We start from the raw sequence: 15393 nt of genomic DNA on the forward strand, positions 1-15393 counted from the left end.
CTAAAATTTTGTCAGCACCATACTTGGTTAAAAACCACAGTCCACGTCACCACCAACTAGCCCATCGATATAAGCAGCGCAGTGAACAAACTAAACGTACATAATCTCGTTAGAGTCAGAGTTCTCTAGAAAAATAGACATCCAAGCATCCATAACATCCCACATATTTATATTTTTATCTGGGAACTCTGGTTTTTCATGCCACCAAATATAAGCTTCATCAACCGAGGATTTCAGTTCAATAGCTAAATAGTCACCAGCACCGCTTGAGAAAAAGCCTACTAAGCTCGGTAAGCTAGGTATGGCTTCATCGCACAGATCCTCTATCCACACAAAGTCTTCTGCGCGCGACGGCCCCATAGTACAACCGATGTAAAAACCGAAGCCATCATGTAATGTACGATAAAACTGCTTCAAGTCGCCATTCAAATAGGCAAGCTTCCCACTCCAAACGCCATCACCTTCAATCGGAACACCTCCGATATAAAAATTAAGCTCATTATCTTCAAGATAAACATACAACAAATAAGGCTTATCACTAACAGCCAAAAAAGTTCCTAAAACACACTTATCCAACCAAAAGGTTACCCACGGCAAGCGCTCTGCAAAGAGATCCCACGTATCGGGAATACGAGAGCTTTTACCATCCACAAAACCAAAATTTCTCCACGCAAATGGAAACTCAATACTTTTTGGAACGCTCTCAGGGGAAAAATAAATGTTGTAGCCTTGAAGTTCTTCAGCGATTCTTTTCTTAAGGTCATCAATATTTCTCATATAACGCACCCCACTAATACCCTGACAACAAATTGGCAATATGCTGCTGGATCTCAGGTTCCAGTGTGGCAGCTTTGTCGATCATACTAGATCTAACGCCGGATCAACATCAATTCCACCTTTTTTGTAACTCACCCACTCACCGAAGGACCTGGCCCCTTTTGATGTGTTTTCTACCTCACTTAACCCTTGGAAGTTCTTTTCATAATTTAGAACATTAATCTGATCAGCAAAGGTTAGCTTAGAGAAGCCATTCATCTCCGTTATAGTCTTCATTGGAACGATATGATCTGCGTGCAAAGATTTAGTCACTTGCAAACCTGGAAGGGCTGGATCCTTCATTGGAAGAACTACATCTTTGTTTGCAGCTTTCCGTATTGCTGCGCTGGGAGTCTTAGCTCTTAGATCTTTATAAAGCTCAGGAGATACTTTATCAGTCTTCGCAGGTAAGATAGGTTTTTTAACAATCTTCACATTCCCAAGATTCGACCCCAACCCCTGAACCTTAACTTCATACCGCGCATCAAACCACTTCCCGCCTTTCGCCCCCAGCCCACCCCCAAGCAACGCACCACCAAACGCCATGAGCTTCTGGCCATTTGAACCTTGACCAAAAAGTTCACCGCCAGCCCAGTTCCCCGCCAACCCACCCGCGATCCCACCGACAAGGCCTGCGATTACGATTACCGGGCTTGCCAACACAAAAGCACTGGCCAAACCGACGATAAGAACTGCTCGTTCTAACCACTCAGGAACTTCTGGATCAATTGCATCCGTAGTCTCAGTCCCGCCGCCAATAAAAACGTTCCCAGAACCAGCACTGATCTTGCCGTCACAGACAGTTTTATCTCCAGCGCGCGCAGCAGGCTGGCCGTTGATATAAACAGAGTCGCTACCCTGCGCCAGAGTTTGAGGAGCGGGGCCATGCTGGTCACACACGACGGTATCTACGTGAGCTCTAGCGGCGGCTTTACTATTGATAAAGACATTTCCAGAGCCCGTCTTGATTTGTCCTGCACCATGCCTGGCAAATGAGAGGCTACCGAACAATTGCCCTATTCCCGCACCGGTCGCGGCCCCGGCGCCGACCATCGCACACAGTGCGACTGCACCCAGGCCGCCTGTGCCGACAATGGCAATACCTACCAACACTGCACCAGCGCCAATCGCAAGCCCGGCTAACAGCCCACCTAACGCGCTCGAATGCTCAATCGGGTCGTCCAGGCGCGCCGCGGCTTCGCTCATGAAGGCAGAACCTCGTCGACGATCTCCTCCATGTCGACTTCAGGTAGGGAGCGCAACTCAAGCGTCTCAACCAATGCTTCAAACTGACGGCGCTCTTCGGAAGTCATGCCTTTCGGGTTGTTGCTGGTCCCCGTTATTTGCATGAGCAATGGCTTGTTGATGCTCATCTTGATGCAGAAAAATCAATTGCAGCTGATGAACTGGTTGCCCCTGTTGCCGCCAGCGAAATTCGACACGCCGCGCATCTACGCCCGCGACCTTTACAGGTGTGACCGGTTCGATCCTTTTGCCCGAGCAATCCTGGAAGCGTTCGACCTGCGCCTGGGTGTTCCACCACAGGTATTTGGACTCTTGGGTGGCGTCGATGAGGGTGTGCGGCAGGCCGTCATCGCTGTTGAGGTATTCGGTTTTGTTGCCCAACGCATCGACTTCGGCGATGAGGTTGCCCTTGGCGTCGTAGCGGGCATTCCAGGTGCTGCCGTGGGGCTAATCGGCAAGGATGTTGAGAGTGGCAGAAAAATACTCACCGCCACTCCCGAACTCGATTTATTAAAGAACAAAATGGCGTAGCACGCACTTATGGAAAAAACAGTCCAGTACACAATACTTTAGGCTATAAATTCACACTCCTCATACTGCAATCAACTTATAAAATCATCAATTCGCACTCACTATGAGTCAAACCGAATTAGATGGCTGTACGCCATCACTATCGCTTCATATTTAACAATCTTAACATCCGATAGAATTATCTCATTTCTCTTCTCAAGCTTCTCCTTCAGATCTGTTATTGAAAAACTTAATCCCAGCCCTTTCTTGATAGCCAGCATTTCTTGTGGAGTTGGTTTGCCGCTCGCACTAGCCACTATATTAAACGTAGCCGACAGATCAGTTTCCTCGTCAGAAATATTATCAATCAGCTCGTCAATCGAATGAAATATCACGGCACCCTCTAAGAGTGGATCACCAGAATCGATTAGATAGAAAACATCTGAAATAGCTTTATCAATTAAAATAAGTCTGCCTCCAGAGTCATCGCCTATCAAAACCTGCTCTGGAAAATTGACGCCTATTTCATACGTTTGATTGCGTTCAACCATGTCATTTGTTGGGTACAACAAAACTTGATCATTAAGCAATGCACCGTCGTAGCGTGACCAAAATTTTACAATCCAGGCGCCTCTATCTACTCCGAGCGCTTGTATAATGTAAGCTAAGGATTTCGCTGATGCGGCGTGTTTTGTTTCTGTATATTTTATAGTCATTCAAACGCCCCCTAGCAAATCAAAATATTTGTATGACTTGCTTGCGACTTTTTAGCTGCACCAGAATTAACACCTGCATCAAGTAGTTCTTTGCATGCTGTTCCAAACTCCTCCTTGATAGTCCCATCAAATCCAGAAAGCCAACGCCTAGTTCGCTGAAGGGATGAGACAACAGCATGAGACTTACCCGAGGAATTTATCAGAAGAACAGCAGGTGCATCATTTCTCTTGTATCCAGTAACGTTTCTTTTTGCCCACTCATCTTGGATAAAGTGCTGCGACTGCACGAGTTTATCTTCCGAAATATTCTTTTGACCCGACGCTCTGTTAACGCCGGGTGACAAGTTACCGTGAGTATCAACATCACCAGCCTTATCGCCGCCCGGACGGTTGCAACTCCAGCCCCAAGGGTCAGTCCAGCCGATAGAGTTTGGAGCATATTGGTATAGGTTATCCCCACCCACCAGTCCAATCGGATCCTGCGTAATAAACCGCCCCAGGTCCGGATCGTAATGCCGAAAAAGTATTGTAGCGCAGCCCCGTTTTGTCGTCGAAGTACTGCCCCTGAAACCTCAGATTCTGCTCAACCTCGTTCACCGCCAGCGTCTCGATGGAACCCACGCCTTGTACGTCGCTTGCCAGACAATGCTTCCGTCAGCGTCAGTCATTTCCAGCGGCGTGCCGATCTGCTCGGTGTGGAAGTAGTAAAGCTTCAGCTCTTCCCTTTCGCTTTGATCAACACGGCCAGCGGCGCGTAACCGCCAGCTCATAGACATACAGAATGCTCTGCCCAGGCGCCTCTTCACGCAGCATGCGCAGGCCTTGCCACAGGAATTCTTATGGGAGGGTTTCCGATCAGACAATCCATAGCATCGCAGGCGAAATAGATGAGCCGGCCGTTGGCACTCTGGCTCACACCATCGGAAGTCAGCAAACTACTTGGCAGGCACTTGATCTAATCAATTGTGAAATAACTTAAAAGATCAGAAAACACTGTAACTCAAAAGTCTTTTAGCAAATTTTTTGGATATTTAATCGAAGACCTTTTATCTTCGCAGCACTCAAAAGCGCCTCAGAAATCAAAGGATCAATCCATATAACTTTATCAACAAAGAAAAAATCCAACTCCGCAACTTGCTGTTCTTCGACGCAAAGTTTTTTTATACCCCTAACCTTATAATCATCTGAGAGCTCGCCATTGGCAAGCCTACCTAAAACCATAGACTTTCCGGAGTATTCAGAATTGAGATAATCAAAGCATGCCACTTTGCTATTAGCATGGATTAAAAAATATCTTTTCTCCGTAGTTTTTCCGCTGAAATACGTAGCATCCACGGGGAAAAACTCCGAGTCAAATTTACTCTCCGCTATCACGCTTTTCATTTGCTCTGAAACAAAAAATGCGCCACAAGTTGTAATAAAAAAATCGGATTTGATTTTTTTTACACGTTTATCCAAAACAAGGCTAACCTTAGTCTCAGGCACAAATATTTTTTTACCTACCTGATAGTAATCTGGAAGCGCGGGAAAGAACTGCACGTCACCGTCAATAAATCCACCAGATAATTCCTCATGTCGAAGAATATAGTATTGCATGTCACATCCCCTAACAAGTCGAGCGAGTACCTTTAGGTCTCGGGTTCGTATTTTGTAAGCGCAAATTATCAGCGCCTAAGCTCATTTTCATACTGCGTTCTACGGCACCAATTTTCTTAAGAATTTGGCTATCAGATGCTTGTGCCAGACTACCGATTTTTTGTTCAGCCATTAAAATCCGGTTACGCGCCGCGTCATAGTAAGATCCTAAATGCCCGCCACTGTGAAGAGGTTTACCACTCGAAAGAGATTCCGCTGAGGTAGTTGGCAGTGCCGATCCGTTACTAGCGCCATTCGGATTATATATTCCCCTCTTAATCGCTTCTTGAATCAAATTGGATTTATTGATCACATTAGTAGGAATCAAATGGTGCGCTGCGTATCCACTAGGAACCGTGTTCCCAGCTCTAGCCATAGCACTTGCAAGTTGCTGGCTAGGCGACAAGCCATATGGGTCAATCCAACCAGTTGAATTAGACACGTAAGCGTAAAGGTTGTACCCACCCAACAACCCAATCGGATCCTGCGTAACAAACCGCCCCACCTCCGGATCGTAATACCGGAACGTGTTGTAGTGCAGCCCGTCTCGTCGTCGAAATACTGCCCCTGAAAGCGCAGATTCTGTTCGACTTCGTTGACGTCCAACCGCTCCAGCGAGCCCCACGCCTCGTACGTCGCCTGCCAGACGATCTGCCCTTCCCGGTCAGTCATCTCCAACGGCGTACCAATCTGGTCGGTATGAAAGTAGTAGAGCTTCTGTTCTTCCCCTTCGCTCTGATCGACTCTGGCTAAAGGTGCATAGCTCCCTGGCTCGTAAATGTACAGGCTGCTCTGCCCCGGCGTTTCCTCGCGCAGCATGCGCAAGCCTTGCCACAGAAAATGCTTCTGTTCGGTAACCCCGTTGACCGCTGACACCTTGGCCACACGCCGTCCCAGGCTGTCATAGCGATAGGCGCCCCTACTTTCCAGCTTGCCGTTGACCAACGTTTCAGCCTTGACCAGTCGATTCTCAGCGTCATAACTGGACGTCTGCAGCCGGTTCATTCCACTGCGCTTCTCAATCAGGTTGCCCCACGCATCGTAGGTATATTCCTGATCCCGCCACTGCTTGATCCGGTTGTCTTTGACGTGATCAAACTGACTGGTGTTGAAGTTCAGGCGATTCGCCGCCGCGTCGTACCTGAACTCTTCACTGTCCACCAGCTTGCCGGTATCACGGCTGTGCAGTTGACCGTTGGCTTCGTAGTCGTACTTGATCTCGCCGCGCAACTTATCGAGGGTGCGGGTCAGTTCGCCGGCCGGGTCATATTGGTGACGGCGGTGGATCGGGTTGTAGGCGTGCTCCACCAGCAGGTCGGGCTGGATCCCGGGGTTGTGCAGTTGCGAGAGTTTTTCCGCCGGCAGGCTCGAGGCGAATTGCCAGGCTTTGCGGCCCATGGCGTCGTAGCCGTAGCAGCTGGTGAGCTGGCCCTGGGTGCGCAGGACTTCGCGGTGCAGGTCGTCGCGTTCCATATCGCTGATGAGCTGGCCGTCGAGGTTGAGCTGGTGCAGGTGGCCGCTGCCGTAATACAGGTGGTTCAGGTGCTGACCAGTCGGCAGGGTCAGCGTGGTCAGGTTGCTCAGCGGATCGTAGTCGTAAGACAAGGCGCCTTGAGGCGTGATCTCTTTGATCAAGCGGCCCTGCAAGTCGTAGGAGAATTCAAGTGTCTCGTCGTCGCCCCCTAGCTTCTTGCCGCTGTCAGCATCGATATGCGTTAGAATCCGGCTAAGCCAATTACTCAAGGCGCGAACACTTCACCGTTACGACGTATCCCCCAACCGATAGATTAAGGTTCTTGGAGCCTGAAATGCAAATCAACCAACAACTCCCTGAACGAATCAAATATTATTTAAATATCAACGTCCGACTCATCTTTCAATCCTTCTATAAAATCCTGGAAAGAACTCGCGAGCCATCGATAAGCCTTGGCATGATTCGTGGAAAAACTACTGTTTGGATCAAATATATCATTGGCATAAAAGCAAATATTTCCATCAGTTAAATCTAAGCAAAAAAAGTTTCCTCCATCGTCAATAGCAAAAGGAAGCAGGGTTTGCGGAATAACATTTTTTAAGGTCATAGCCGCATAGCAACCACCCAGAAATTTTGTGTCTGCAGCGTCATCCGCACCGAATTTTGCGACTGATTTGAATTTCTTTACTCTTACAGGCTCGTATTCATCACCGCTGTCCCACCAATCTTTATCTGCGACCCCACCATTTTGTCCCAGATAAAATTTTCTAACGGGCTCCGGCAACGAATACCCGATACTACTCTCTAGAAACTCCAAGTCAGATATATCAATAGCCGGCTCAGATTTAGACAGTTGAATTAAAACCATTTAAAACTCCTATTTAACAAGTCGATGAAGCAAGCTTAGGTGCGCGCCCTTTAAGCCATCCTTTAGATTGAGAAACGCCCACAGCATCAGTAGTACCGTACGCTCCGGAAGGTAAACCGAAGTGTTTTTCAAATTGCGCAACAGATCCACCATGTGGGAAGGTTGCTTCGTGTGCCGTTGTTTTCACCAATTGCATAGTGGTTTTACCAGTTTTCGGATCAAAATCATCAACATGGTGCCAAGTATAATCATCTGCCGCAGACGCTTTTATGCCTGCCTCTTTGTAGGCTTGGGTGAAATCTCGCCCCCTTGCACCTTGCATCGTGATGCTCACAATATTCTTCTGACTGCCCGAAACGGGGAACAAATCAGGTGACCCAGTAAAATCAACCCCTTTATATGCCCATCCCCAAGGGTCAATCCATGTATTAGCGTTTGGTGCGTACTGATAGAGGTTAATACCCCCGTCTAACCCAATCGGATCCTGCGTAACAAACCGCCCCACCTCCGGATCGTAATACCGAAACGTGTTGTAGTGCAGCCCCGTCTCATCATCAAAATACTGCCCTTGGAACCTCAGGTTCTGCTCTACCTCATTCACCGCCAGCGTTTCGAGGGCGCCCCAGGCTTTGTACGTCGCCTGCCAGACGATCTGCCCTTCCCGGTCCGTCATCTCCAACGGCGTACCAATCTGGTCGGTATGGAAGTAATAAAGCGTCTGCTCCCCACCCTCGGCCTGATCCACCCGCGCCAACGGCGCATAACTACCCGGCTCGTAAATGTAGAGGCTACTCTGCCCCGGCGTTTCCTCACGCAACATGCGCAAGCCCTGCCACAGAAAATGCTTCTGCTCGGTGACCCCGTTGACCTCCGACACCTTGGCAACACGTCGTCCGAGACTGTCGTAGCGATAAGCCCCGGTACTTTCCAGCTTGCCGCCCACCAAGGTCTCAGCTTTAACCAACCGATTTTCACAGTCGTAACTGAACGTCTGCAGCCGGCTCATCCCACTACGCTTTTCAATCAGGTTGCCCCACGCATCGTAGGTATATTCCTGATCCCGCCATTGCTTGATCCGGTTGTCTTTCACGTGATCAAACTGGCTGGTGTTGAAGTTCAACCGGTTCGCCGCCGCGTCGTAGCGGAACTCTTCACTGTCCACCAACTTGCCGGTATCACGGCTGTGCAACTGGCCGTTGGCTTCGTACTCGTACTTGATCTCGCCGCACAATTTGTCGAGGGTGCGGGTGAGTTCGCCGGCCGGGTCGTACTGGTGGCGGCGGTGGATCGGGTTGTAGGCGTGCTCCACCAGCAGTTCGGGCTGGATGCCGGGGTTGTGCAGTTGCGAGAGTTTTTCCGCCGGCAGGCTCGAGGCGAACTGCCAGGCTTTGCGGCCCATGGCGTCGTAGCCGAAGCAACTGGTGAGCTGGCCTTGGGTGCGCAGGACTTCGCGGTGCAGGTCGTCGCGTTCCATGTCGCTGATGAGTTGGCCGTCGAGGTTGAGCTGGTGCAGGTGGCCGCTGCCGTAATACAGGTGGTTCAGGTGTTGGCCGGTGGGCAGGGTCAGCGTGGTCAGGTTGCTCAGCGGATCGTAGTCGTAGGACAGAGCGCCTTGCGGCGTGGTTTCCTTGATCAGGCGGCCCAGCAGGTCGTAGGAGAAATCGAGTGTCTCTTCGCTGACGCCGAGTTTTTTGCCGTGGGCGGTGGGCAGGCGTTCGATGGTCAGCAAACGGTCTGCGTCGTCGTAGGTGTAGTCCTGGCGCGCGTCCGCGTTGAGTTTGGCCAGTAGGCGGCCGATGGAATCGCGTTCGAATTCGGTCTGTCGTTGTTGTCGTTCGGCGCGTTCGCCGTAGCCGATTTCGTTGACCCGTGTCAGGTGCCCGCCGAGGTTGTAGCTGAACTGGCGGGTCAGATTGTCGATGCGTTTTTCTTCGACCAAGCGGTCGGACGCGTCGTAGGCAAACTGGTACGCCGCGTTGTTTTCGTTGACCAGCGCGGTCAGGCGGATGGCCTGGTCGTATTCATAGCGGATGCGCTGGCCTTTGGCGTCCTGGCGGCTGCTCGGCAGGCCGCGAGCGGTGCGCAGTAGGCGCGTGGTCTGGCCTTTGCCGTCGGTGTGCGTCAGCACCTGGCCGAGGGCGTTGTAGGTAAACGACTCGGCGCTGCCCTCCGGGTGCTGGATGCGCAGCACTTCGCCGTCGGGTTTGCGTTCCAGGGTGGTGGTCTGGTTCAGGGCATCGGTGACGGCGATCAGGTGATGGCGTTCGTCGAAGCGGTACCGGGTGTTTTTGCCCGAGCAATCCTGGAAACGTTCGACCTGGGCCAGGGTGTTCCACCACAGGTATTTTGACTTGTGCGTGGCGTCGATGATGGTGTGCGGCAGACCGTCATCGCTGTTGAGGTATTCGGTCTTATTGCCCAACGCATCGACTTCGGCGATGAGGTTGCCCTTGGCGTCGTAGCGGGCTTTCCAGGTGCTGCCGTCAGGGTAATCACCTGCGTGACCAGGGTGGTCAGGTGGTGGTGCTGGTATTTGATCTTGCGCCCGAGCGGATCAGTTTCTTCGACCAGCCGAGCGTACTCGTCGTACTTGAGCTTGACGGTATTGCCATCGGGCAATGTGAGCCACCTCGGCCGGTGTGACCGGTTCGATCCACTCGATATGCGACAAGGGCTTTTTCAGCTCACCCAGTATTTGTTAAGCCATGCTTTCGAGATCGGCTCCGGCTCGACTCGGGAGCGCCCCACCACCAGTGAAAACGGGCTTGGTCCGATGTCCTTCAGGGGTGAAAACATGGAAGGTTTTGTCTTTAACAATCCGAACCAAAAAAAATCAACTTCCATCTAACACTTCAAGGGCCAATAAAGCTGCCTCCTTAATGTCTTCATTCGCTGAAGCCAGCGACAATGAAATCCCTCTGCGTAAAATATTATCCGAAAATGCTGCAGCAGCTTGAGTGGTCCAGTAGCGAACACTATCTGGAATAGTTTCATCTTCCAAAACTGTTTTGATAGCCAATACAACCTCATCGTGCGGACATCTATAAAAAAAATCTTCGACAACTTGATAAACCCCCCAGCCATTACCATCACCGAACGACCTTAAGAAAAACGGGATCGCTTTAATATCAGGGTGTTGAATGAAATACTTTCTAACATTGTCGTATTGATCGATTATTTCTTGAGTCAAAGCAGAGTCTGCTGGCATTGGCTGATGCTTAGACAAAAAATTTATAGCTTCGTTAGTGTTCATATTATTGCCCTAAAGTCTTCCAAAGTTCTTTGTTTTGCTTTATTAATTCGCCAACCTGCCTATTAACTACTTGCCTGCTATAGCCAGCGTTTTTTTAGGATGCCTCTAACGTCAGCTGCATCTCGTGCCAAATACTGCCTTTCCGTGAGCCCTTTCACTAAAGGTTTTTTATATGTCCAAGTCAGCTCGTGCAAATCTTTTCGAAGGTTGATTGTAAGATCCGCCTTGGAATCATGGTTCAACGTAGCCAAAGCATTCCTGGCTTTTGCATAAGGGTCACTATCATTATTGAGCGGCTTACTCAACGACTCCACATACTGCTCAAGATTCTTGCCAAACAACTCATTAAAAATGGCGGTTACAGATTTTTGATCCAAGCTCATAAAAATCCTCACCAACGCATTTCTGACCCCATTAGAACATCACGCAGATTAGTAAAAGACAATCCTTTTTTTCCGTTGCAAAAAAGAACGAGACAATGTTTCCAGCCGCTTAATATTTTTGAAAATTTTATAAGAGCGGTTGTCGATTAGCAAAACCAACCATTGCGGAATTTGCCCTCCCCAAAACAGGCCGAAAATAGGCGACTCAATCGCTGATCTCTACCCAGCGGCTAAGTATTGAACTCTTTGAAATCATCATTAATAATGATAATACAAAACTGCTTCCAAATATGTTTCTAAGTCGGCCGTACTTTCTCGCTTATCTACGACTCTTTTTATATCCAGCATCGTTGGACATTCAACAAATACGCGCTTAGAATTTACAAAAAAACCTCTTCCGCATCATCTTCCGCAGTATGAAATACAGCAGACTTTACAGAGTCCTTTGACGCTCTATCCATCGTAGAATCAACGAACAGCCAGCCAACATCGGGTAGGCGATCGATGTTATCCAACAGACTAGCAAAACCTTTATACTCCTTCATAACACGCTCCTATTATAGACAGACATTACCACCACTTTCTTCGCCCATCAGCTTTGGCCACTCGCGATAGTGCCTGTTAGCTGTCCAACTCATAGTCATATGAGACGATTGTGCCTTCGATAGCGTGCTTAATCAGAACAACCGCCGATATCACTCCGTTCAACCTCTCTAAAATTAAGTCCTTTAAGACCACTTGACTCAACAGCATCCTTGAACACTTGGCTTACATATAATAATTGCGGGCTTTCAGAAATACGAAATATTTCGCCCCTGTAACTTTCTGGAATTTTTAAAACAGCCTTATAAACCACATATCCGCCCTCCCCTTTATCATAATCGGATTTTTCAAAATCAAATACATCTGGAAGCAATTCCGTAATATATAATGCCACGTCCTCAACACGCGGGCCGGATATCTTAATGCGAGGGAGAACGCGCAAAAAGCCAAGCTCTGCATATGCTTTTTCCGAGACCACCAGGACAGGTCTGAAAAAGGTATGAAAGTCCGAAAGTGCTGCCTTTTTTTTATCATCGCTGTTATATACGATGCGATACTCTCGACCATCAGACTCCAAGCTGGTCTCACCGTACGCTAGCTTTGTAGCAAAGTCCTGCAGACCTCCCACTTGATCCGCATCAATCAGAGTTTTGTATTTGTCATTTTGCGTTATCGAATAAAACTTCATAAATCACCCAAATAATCCGGACCACTGCGCATCGCGCGGACTTGCAAGTAATGTATTACGAATTCTATCAATGGTTTTCAACACCATTGGCTTACCACCGGCCTTATCTGCACTAATAATGAGCTGATTAACACTCTCGAAGTAAGAATTTGGATGCTTACCATTATGCAAAATCCCTGAAACGCCGGAGTCTACATTATTACGGTTAGGCAGAAACGCTCCATTAACCGCATCATCTACATGAATATCATGCTTTGCCAATACCGCTCTCGCAGGAGCTGCTAGCTTAGCGGTATCGCCAACAATATGATGAGCGGCGGAGTTTAAAGGTCGCGGAGTTCCACCCTTAGTCATATTGTTACTTAACGCTTTGGAACAAAGCCCTAATGGATCGACCCATCCGACTGCGCTCGGTGCATATTTAGAGGTTGTTACCGCCAGCCAACCCAATCGGATCCTGCGTAACAAACCGCCCCACCTCCGGATCGTAATACCGAAACGTGTTGTAGTGCAGTCCTGTCTCGTCGTCGAAATACTGCCCCTGAAACCGCAGATTCTGCTCGACTTCGTTCACTTCAAGCTTTTCTACCGAACCCCACGCCTCGTACGTCGCCTGCCAGAAGATCTGCCCTTCCCGGTCCGTCATCTCCAGCGGCGTACCAATCTGGTCGGTATGGAAGTAATAAAGCGTCTGCTCCCCACCCTCTTCCTGATCCACCCGCGCTAACGGCGCATAACTCCCCGGCTCGTAAATGTAGAGGCTACTCTGCCCCGGCGTTTCCTCGCGCAACACGCGCAATCCCTGCCACAGAAAATTCTTCTGTTCGGTAACGCCGTTGACCGCTGACACCTTGTCCACACGCCGTCCCAGGCTGTCATAACGATAAGCGCCACTACTTTCCAGCTTCCCGCCCACCAACGTCTCAGCCTTAACCAGCCGATTCTCACCGTCATAACTGGACGTCTGCAGCCTGCTCATCCCACTGCGTTTTTCAATCAGATTGCCCCACGCATCGTAGGTGTACTCCTGATCCCGCCACTGCTTGATAAGGTTGTCTTTGACGTGATCAAACTGACTGGTGTTGAAGTTCAACCGGTTCGCCGCCGCGTCGTACCTGAACTCTTCACTGTCCACCAACTTGCCGGTGTCACGGCTGTGCAACTGGCCGTTGGCTTCGTACTCGTACTTGATCTCGCCGCGCAGTTTGTCGAGGGTGCGGGTCAGTTCGCCGGCGGGATCGTATTTACGCTAGATCATCAAAACCAGAGGCCACTTCCCGACCGACGATGCCGCAACGAAACTGATTCGGCTGGCACTGCAAAACATCACTGCCAACTGGGTAGCGCAGCGCACGACAGGAAGATAGCAATGAATCAATTTGCAATTCTTTATGGAGATCGATTTACAAGGTCGAACTAGCTAAAGCGCTTGAACACCTACCCAGTGGGTCCACCCAACTCGTCGAGTTTTTTGCATAGCCATAGAGATTAAACCCACCTAGCAACCCAATCGGATCCTGTCGCAGGCAGCACCTGGAAAGCCCCAAGGCAGCCCACAAAATTAAAATTAGTAGGCAGCTGAGACAAGGTTGGCAGCCGCTCTGCAGTATGAGTTATTAAAGAATATAAAGCATGCATAGAAGTCGCAGAAATTTATGTGATAGCGCTAACAACCCCGCAAAACCTTATAAAACCACCAATCCGAGACAAGGCACTTATTACTTCACCATGACCACTTTCGGTTAACATATAAAATTATTTTGCACAGTTTTAAAAACTCACTACCCCCCCAAAAATAACGTTAGCGTCGCGACTGTCACAGAACTACAGACCAGACTCATACTCCAGCCCCTCAATAAAACCTTCGAAAGATATCGCGATTATTTTTTGTGCAGCAACTTGATTCGCAGCCATGCTTACATCGGAACGAAAAGTATCAACCGCGTAAAACATGACGGCACCACTCAACAAATCCAAACAAAAAAAGTTACCTCCATCATCGACCGCAAACGGAAGTAGCGTATGAGGAATTATTTGGCGCTCACACATAAGCTTGTAGCATCCACCAATGAACTGTGTGTCATCCGGATTTCCCGCCCCATCCGCATATACATTTTTAAAGTCAGCAACCTGCATCGGATCGTAACCATCGTCCGTGATAACCCAACTGCAATTAGGAACACCACCATTACTTACAAAGTAAAGCGCTTTAAATGAACTCGGCAAACTAAAGCCAATATCTTTTTCAAGCCGAGAAATATCTGCAGACTTCAACTGCAAACCAGGATGCATCAGAGAAAAATTTTTCATAGAACCACCAGTTTTAACAAGTTGAACTTGATGTGCTTGGGGCACGTCCCTTTAGCCAGCCTTTAGATTGTGAAATCCCTACTGCGTCTTTGCCCCCATAAGCGTGCCGTCGACTTTGCGGGTGAAATGCAGGAAGTGACCGAGGGCATTCTCGATGCATTGTAGCGGGACAGGGTTGTTGTCGTCTTTAGCCCTAGCGGGACGCCCAACTCACGCAGCCTAATCAAATCAAGATGTGTCTTAATGAGCTTCAAAGAGCTGCGCTGCCACTATCGAGCAAGCGCATTGCTCTTGCTTCTAAAAACTGAAAAATTTATAAAACAATGAACGCATCATTTTCAAAGTAAAACTTAAACGCTTCAAAATACTCGTCAATTGTTGGGCTAGGCAACTGCTGTTCAAGATTTGAAATCACATCTTCAATTGATGCTTTATCAAGTGATGCCTTCCATCCCTCGCTAGCTACCTGTGGAGGAAGGTAATCCGTTGAGTCGGGCGGAAAATCCAAACTATCTAAAGAAAATGCTCCTTTCGTATCCAACGTCCATGTCGTAGCTGGCAAATAAAACCATGTCTCTGGCATCTGCCCGACACCCTCTAAAACTTCTCTAATACTATAGGTTTTCATACTCACCTCAACACGCAGAGTTTTGCAATTTTTTGAAGCCACCCACTGATTAGGATGGAGGCTTTGCTGTACCAGTCCGGCCGCCTGATGCTGAGCTCTAGGTATCAACTCGATATCCTTAGGAGTCTGAGCATTATGGTGCCAAGAATGATTTGGCGGACTGGTTTGCTTAAATCCTCCTCTATGCCCAGGCTGAATATGCGTCACTACTTCAGGTGGAAGAGAGGATTTTAGCTCTGGATATTTTAACGTCCGATTGTATAACTCTTCGTTTGCATACCGGAAGTGCACCGGCCGGTCAGACGCATGAATTTCTAATGGCAT

Annotated in this window: 12 protein-coding genes and 7 pseudogenes; 1 reads left to right on the plus strand and 18 read right to left on the minus strand. The window is 48.8% G+C overall.

The features are described 5' to 3' along the window. Window positions 1-90: 90 nt before the first annotated feature. The 16 genes and pseudogenes from ACZ89E_RS11160 to ACZ89E_RS11235 form a co-directional block, all read right to left on the minus strand. Window positions 91-777, minus strand: coding sequence for a hypothetical protein (locus tag ACZ89E_RS11160; protein WP_476255655.1), 687 nt, complete (start codon window positions 775-777; stop codon window positions 91-93). Between the two features lie 81 nt (window positions 778-858). Then, complete coding sequence (locus tag ACZ89E_RS11165) at window positions 859-2022, minus strand: PAAR domain-containing protein (RefSeq protein ID WP_476255656.1); 1164 nt, start codon at window positions 2020-2022, stop codon at window positions 859-861. Then, window positions 2019-2304, minus strand: a pseudogene (locus ACZ89E_RS11170) (DcrB-related protein); the annotation flags it as partial. The pseudogene ACZ89E_RS11170 and the gene ACZ89E_RS11165, both read right to left, overlap by 4 nt. A 3-nt stretch (window positions 2305-2307) precedes the next feature. After that, a pseudogene (locus ACZ89E_RS11175) lies at window positions 2308-2508 on the minus strand (hypothetical protein); the annotation flags it as partial. 185 nt (window positions 2509-2693) lie between these two features. Beyond that, window positions 2694-3287: an SMI1/KNR4 family protein gene (locus ACZ89E_RS11180; RefSeq protein ID WP_476255657.1), complete on the minus strand. Its 594-nt coding sequence runs from the start codon at window positions 3285-3287 to the stop codon at window positions 2694-2696. Between the two features lie 11 nt (window positions 3288-3298). Continuing rightward, window positions 3299-4121: pseudogene (locus tag ACZ89E_RS11185) on the minus strand (RHS repeat-associated core domain-containing protein); the annotation flags it as partial. Window positions 4122-4298: 177 nt separating this feature from the next. Further along, window positions 4299-4883, minus strand: coding sequence for an imm11 family protein (locus ACZ89E_RS11190; RefSeq protein WP_476255658.1), 585 nt, complete (start codon window positions 4881-4883; stop codon window positions 4299-4301). A 10-nt stretch (window positions 4884-4893) separates the two neighbouring features. Next, window positions 4894-6617 (minus strand): annotated as a pseudogene (locus ACZ89E_RS11195) (RHS repeat domain-containing protein); the annotation flags it as partial. A gap of 155 nt (window positions 6618-6772) precedes the next feature. Further along, window positions 6773-7264 carry an SMI1/KNR4 family protein gene (locus tag ACZ89E_RS11200; protein ID WP_476255659.1) on the minus strand — a complete coding sequence of 164 codons (492 nt, stop codon included), beginning with the start codon at window positions 7262-7264 and terminating at the stop codon, window positions 6773-6775. A 13-nt stretch (window positions 7265-7277) separates the two neighbouring features. Continuing rightward, window positions 7278-7586, minus strand: a complete 309-nt coding sequence (locus ACZ89E_RS11205; RefSeq protein WP_476257041.1) for an HNH endonuclease — start codon at window positions 7584-7586, stop codon at window positions 7278-7280. 81 nt (window positions 7587-7667) lie between these two features. Beyond that, window positions 7668-9760: pseudogene (locus tag ACZ89E_RS11210) on the minus strand (RHS repeat-associated core domain-containing protein); the annotation flags it as partial. Window positions 9761-10097: 337 nt separating this feature from the next. Beyond that, window positions 10098-10517: a hypothetical protein gene (locus tag ACZ89E_RS11215; protein ID WP_429515394.1), complete on the minus strand. Its 420-nt coding sequence runs from the start codon at window positions 10515-10517 to the stop codon at window positions 10098-10100. 77 nt (window positions 10518-10594) lie between these two features. Beyond that, entirely contained in the window at window positions 10595-10900 is a 306-nt protein-coding gene (locus tag ACZ89E_RS11220) for a hypothetical protein (RefSeq protein WP_476255660.1), read from the minus strand. Window positions 10901-11280: 380 nt separating this feature from the next. Next, window positions 11281-11445 carry a hypothetical protein gene (locus ACZ89E_RS11225; RefSeq protein WP_476255661.1) on the minus strand — a complete coding sequence of 55 codons (165 nt, stop codon included), beginning with the start codon at window positions 11443-11445 and terminating at the stop codon, window positions 11281-11283. A gap of 128 nt (window positions 11446-11573) precedes the next feature. Then, window positions 11574-12131: a hypothetical protein gene (locus ACZ89E_RS11230; protein ID WP_476255662.1), complete on the minus strand. Its 558-nt coding sequence runs from the start codon at window positions 12129-12131 to the stop codon at window positions 11574-11576. A gap of 3 nt (window positions 12132-12134) precedes the next feature. Beyond that, a pseudogene (locus tag ACZ89E_RS11235) lies at window positions 12135-13377 on the minus strand (RHS repeat domain-containing protein); the annotation flags it as partial. Between the two features lie 7 nt (window positions 13378-13384). On the opposite strand from ACZ89E_RS11235, the pseudogene ACZ89E_RS11240 reads away from it, so the two are divergent. After that, window positions 13385-13551, plus strand: a pseudogene (locus ACZ89E_RS11240) (IS256 family transposase); the annotation flags it as partial. A 404-nt stretch (window positions 13552-13955) separates the two neighbouring features. On the opposite strand, the gene ACZ89E_RS11245 reads toward ACZ89E_RS11240, so the two are convergent. Both ACZ89E_RS11245 and ACZ89E_RS11250 read right to left on the minus strand, forming a co-directional pair. After that, entirely contained in the window at window positions 13956-14441 is a 486-nt protein-coding gene (locus tag ACZ89E_RS11245; RefSeq protein ID WP_476255663.1) for an SMI1/KNR4 family protein, read from the minus strand. 313 nt (window positions 14442-14754) lie between these two features. After that, a complete protein-coding gene (locus tag ACZ89E_RS11250; RefSeq protein ID WP_476257042.1) occupies window positions 14755-15393 on the minus strand; it encodes a DUF7716 domain-containing protein in 639 nt (212 codons plus the stop codon).

This window comes from Pseudomonas sp. TE3899 (assembly GCF_056279105.1).

What these genes read in the sequence shown, in the direction of transcription:
- ACZ89E_RS11160 (WP_476255655.1), bottom strand. Translation starts at nt 777, where the DNA reads ATGAGAAATATTGATGACCTTAAGAAAAGAATCGCTGAAGAACTTCAA.
- ACZ89E_RS11165 (WP_476255656.1), bottom strand. Translation starts at nt 2,022, where the DNA reads ATGAGCGAAGCCGCGGCGCGCCTGGACGACCCGATTGAGCATTCGAGC.
- ACZ89E_RS11180 (WP_476255657.1), bottom strand. Translation starts at nt 3,287, where the DNA reads ATGACTATAAAATATACAGAAACAAAACACGCCGCATCAGCGAAATCC.
- ACZ89E_RS11190 (WP_476255658.1), bottom strand. Translation starts at nt 4,883, where the DNA reads ATGCAATACTATATTCTTCGACATGAGGAATTATCTGGTGGATTTATT.
- ACZ89E_RS11200 (WP_476255659.1), bottom strand. Translation starts at nt 7,264, where the DNA reads ATGGTTTTAATTCAACTGTCTAAATCTGAGCCGGCTATTGATATATCT.
- ACZ89E_RS11205 (WP_476257041.1), bottom strand. Translation starts at nt 7,586, where the DNA reads ATGCAAGGTGCAAGGGGGCGAGATTTCACCCAAGCCTACAAAGAGGCA.
- ACZ89E_RS11215 (WP_429515394.1), bottom strand. Translation starts at nt 10,517, where the DNA reads ATGAACACTAACGAAGCTATAAATTTTTTGTCTAAGCATCAGCCAATG.
- ACZ89E_RS11220 (WP_476255660.1), bottom strand. Translation starts at nt 10,900, where the DNA reads ATGAGCTTGGATCAAAAATCTGTAACCGCCATTTTTAATGAGTTGTTT.
- ACZ89E_RS11225 (WP_476255661.1), bottom strand. Translation starts at nt 11,445, where the DNA reads ATGAAGGAGTATAAAGGTTTTGCTAGTCTGTTGGATAACATCGATCGC.
- ACZ89E_RS11230 (WP_476255662.1), bottom strand. Translation starts at nt 12,131, where the DNA reads ATGAAGTTTTATTCGATAACGCAAAATGACAAATACAAAACTCTGATT.
- ACZ89E_RS11245 (WP_476255663.1), bottom strand. Translation starts at nt 14,441, where the DNA reads ATGAAAAATTTTTCTCTGATGCATCCTGGTTTGCAGTTGAAGTCTGCA.
- ACZ89E_RS11250 (WP_476257042.1), bottom strand. Translation starts at nt 15,393, where the DNA reads ATGCCATTAGAAATTCATGCGTCTGACCGGCCGGTGCACTTCCGGTAT.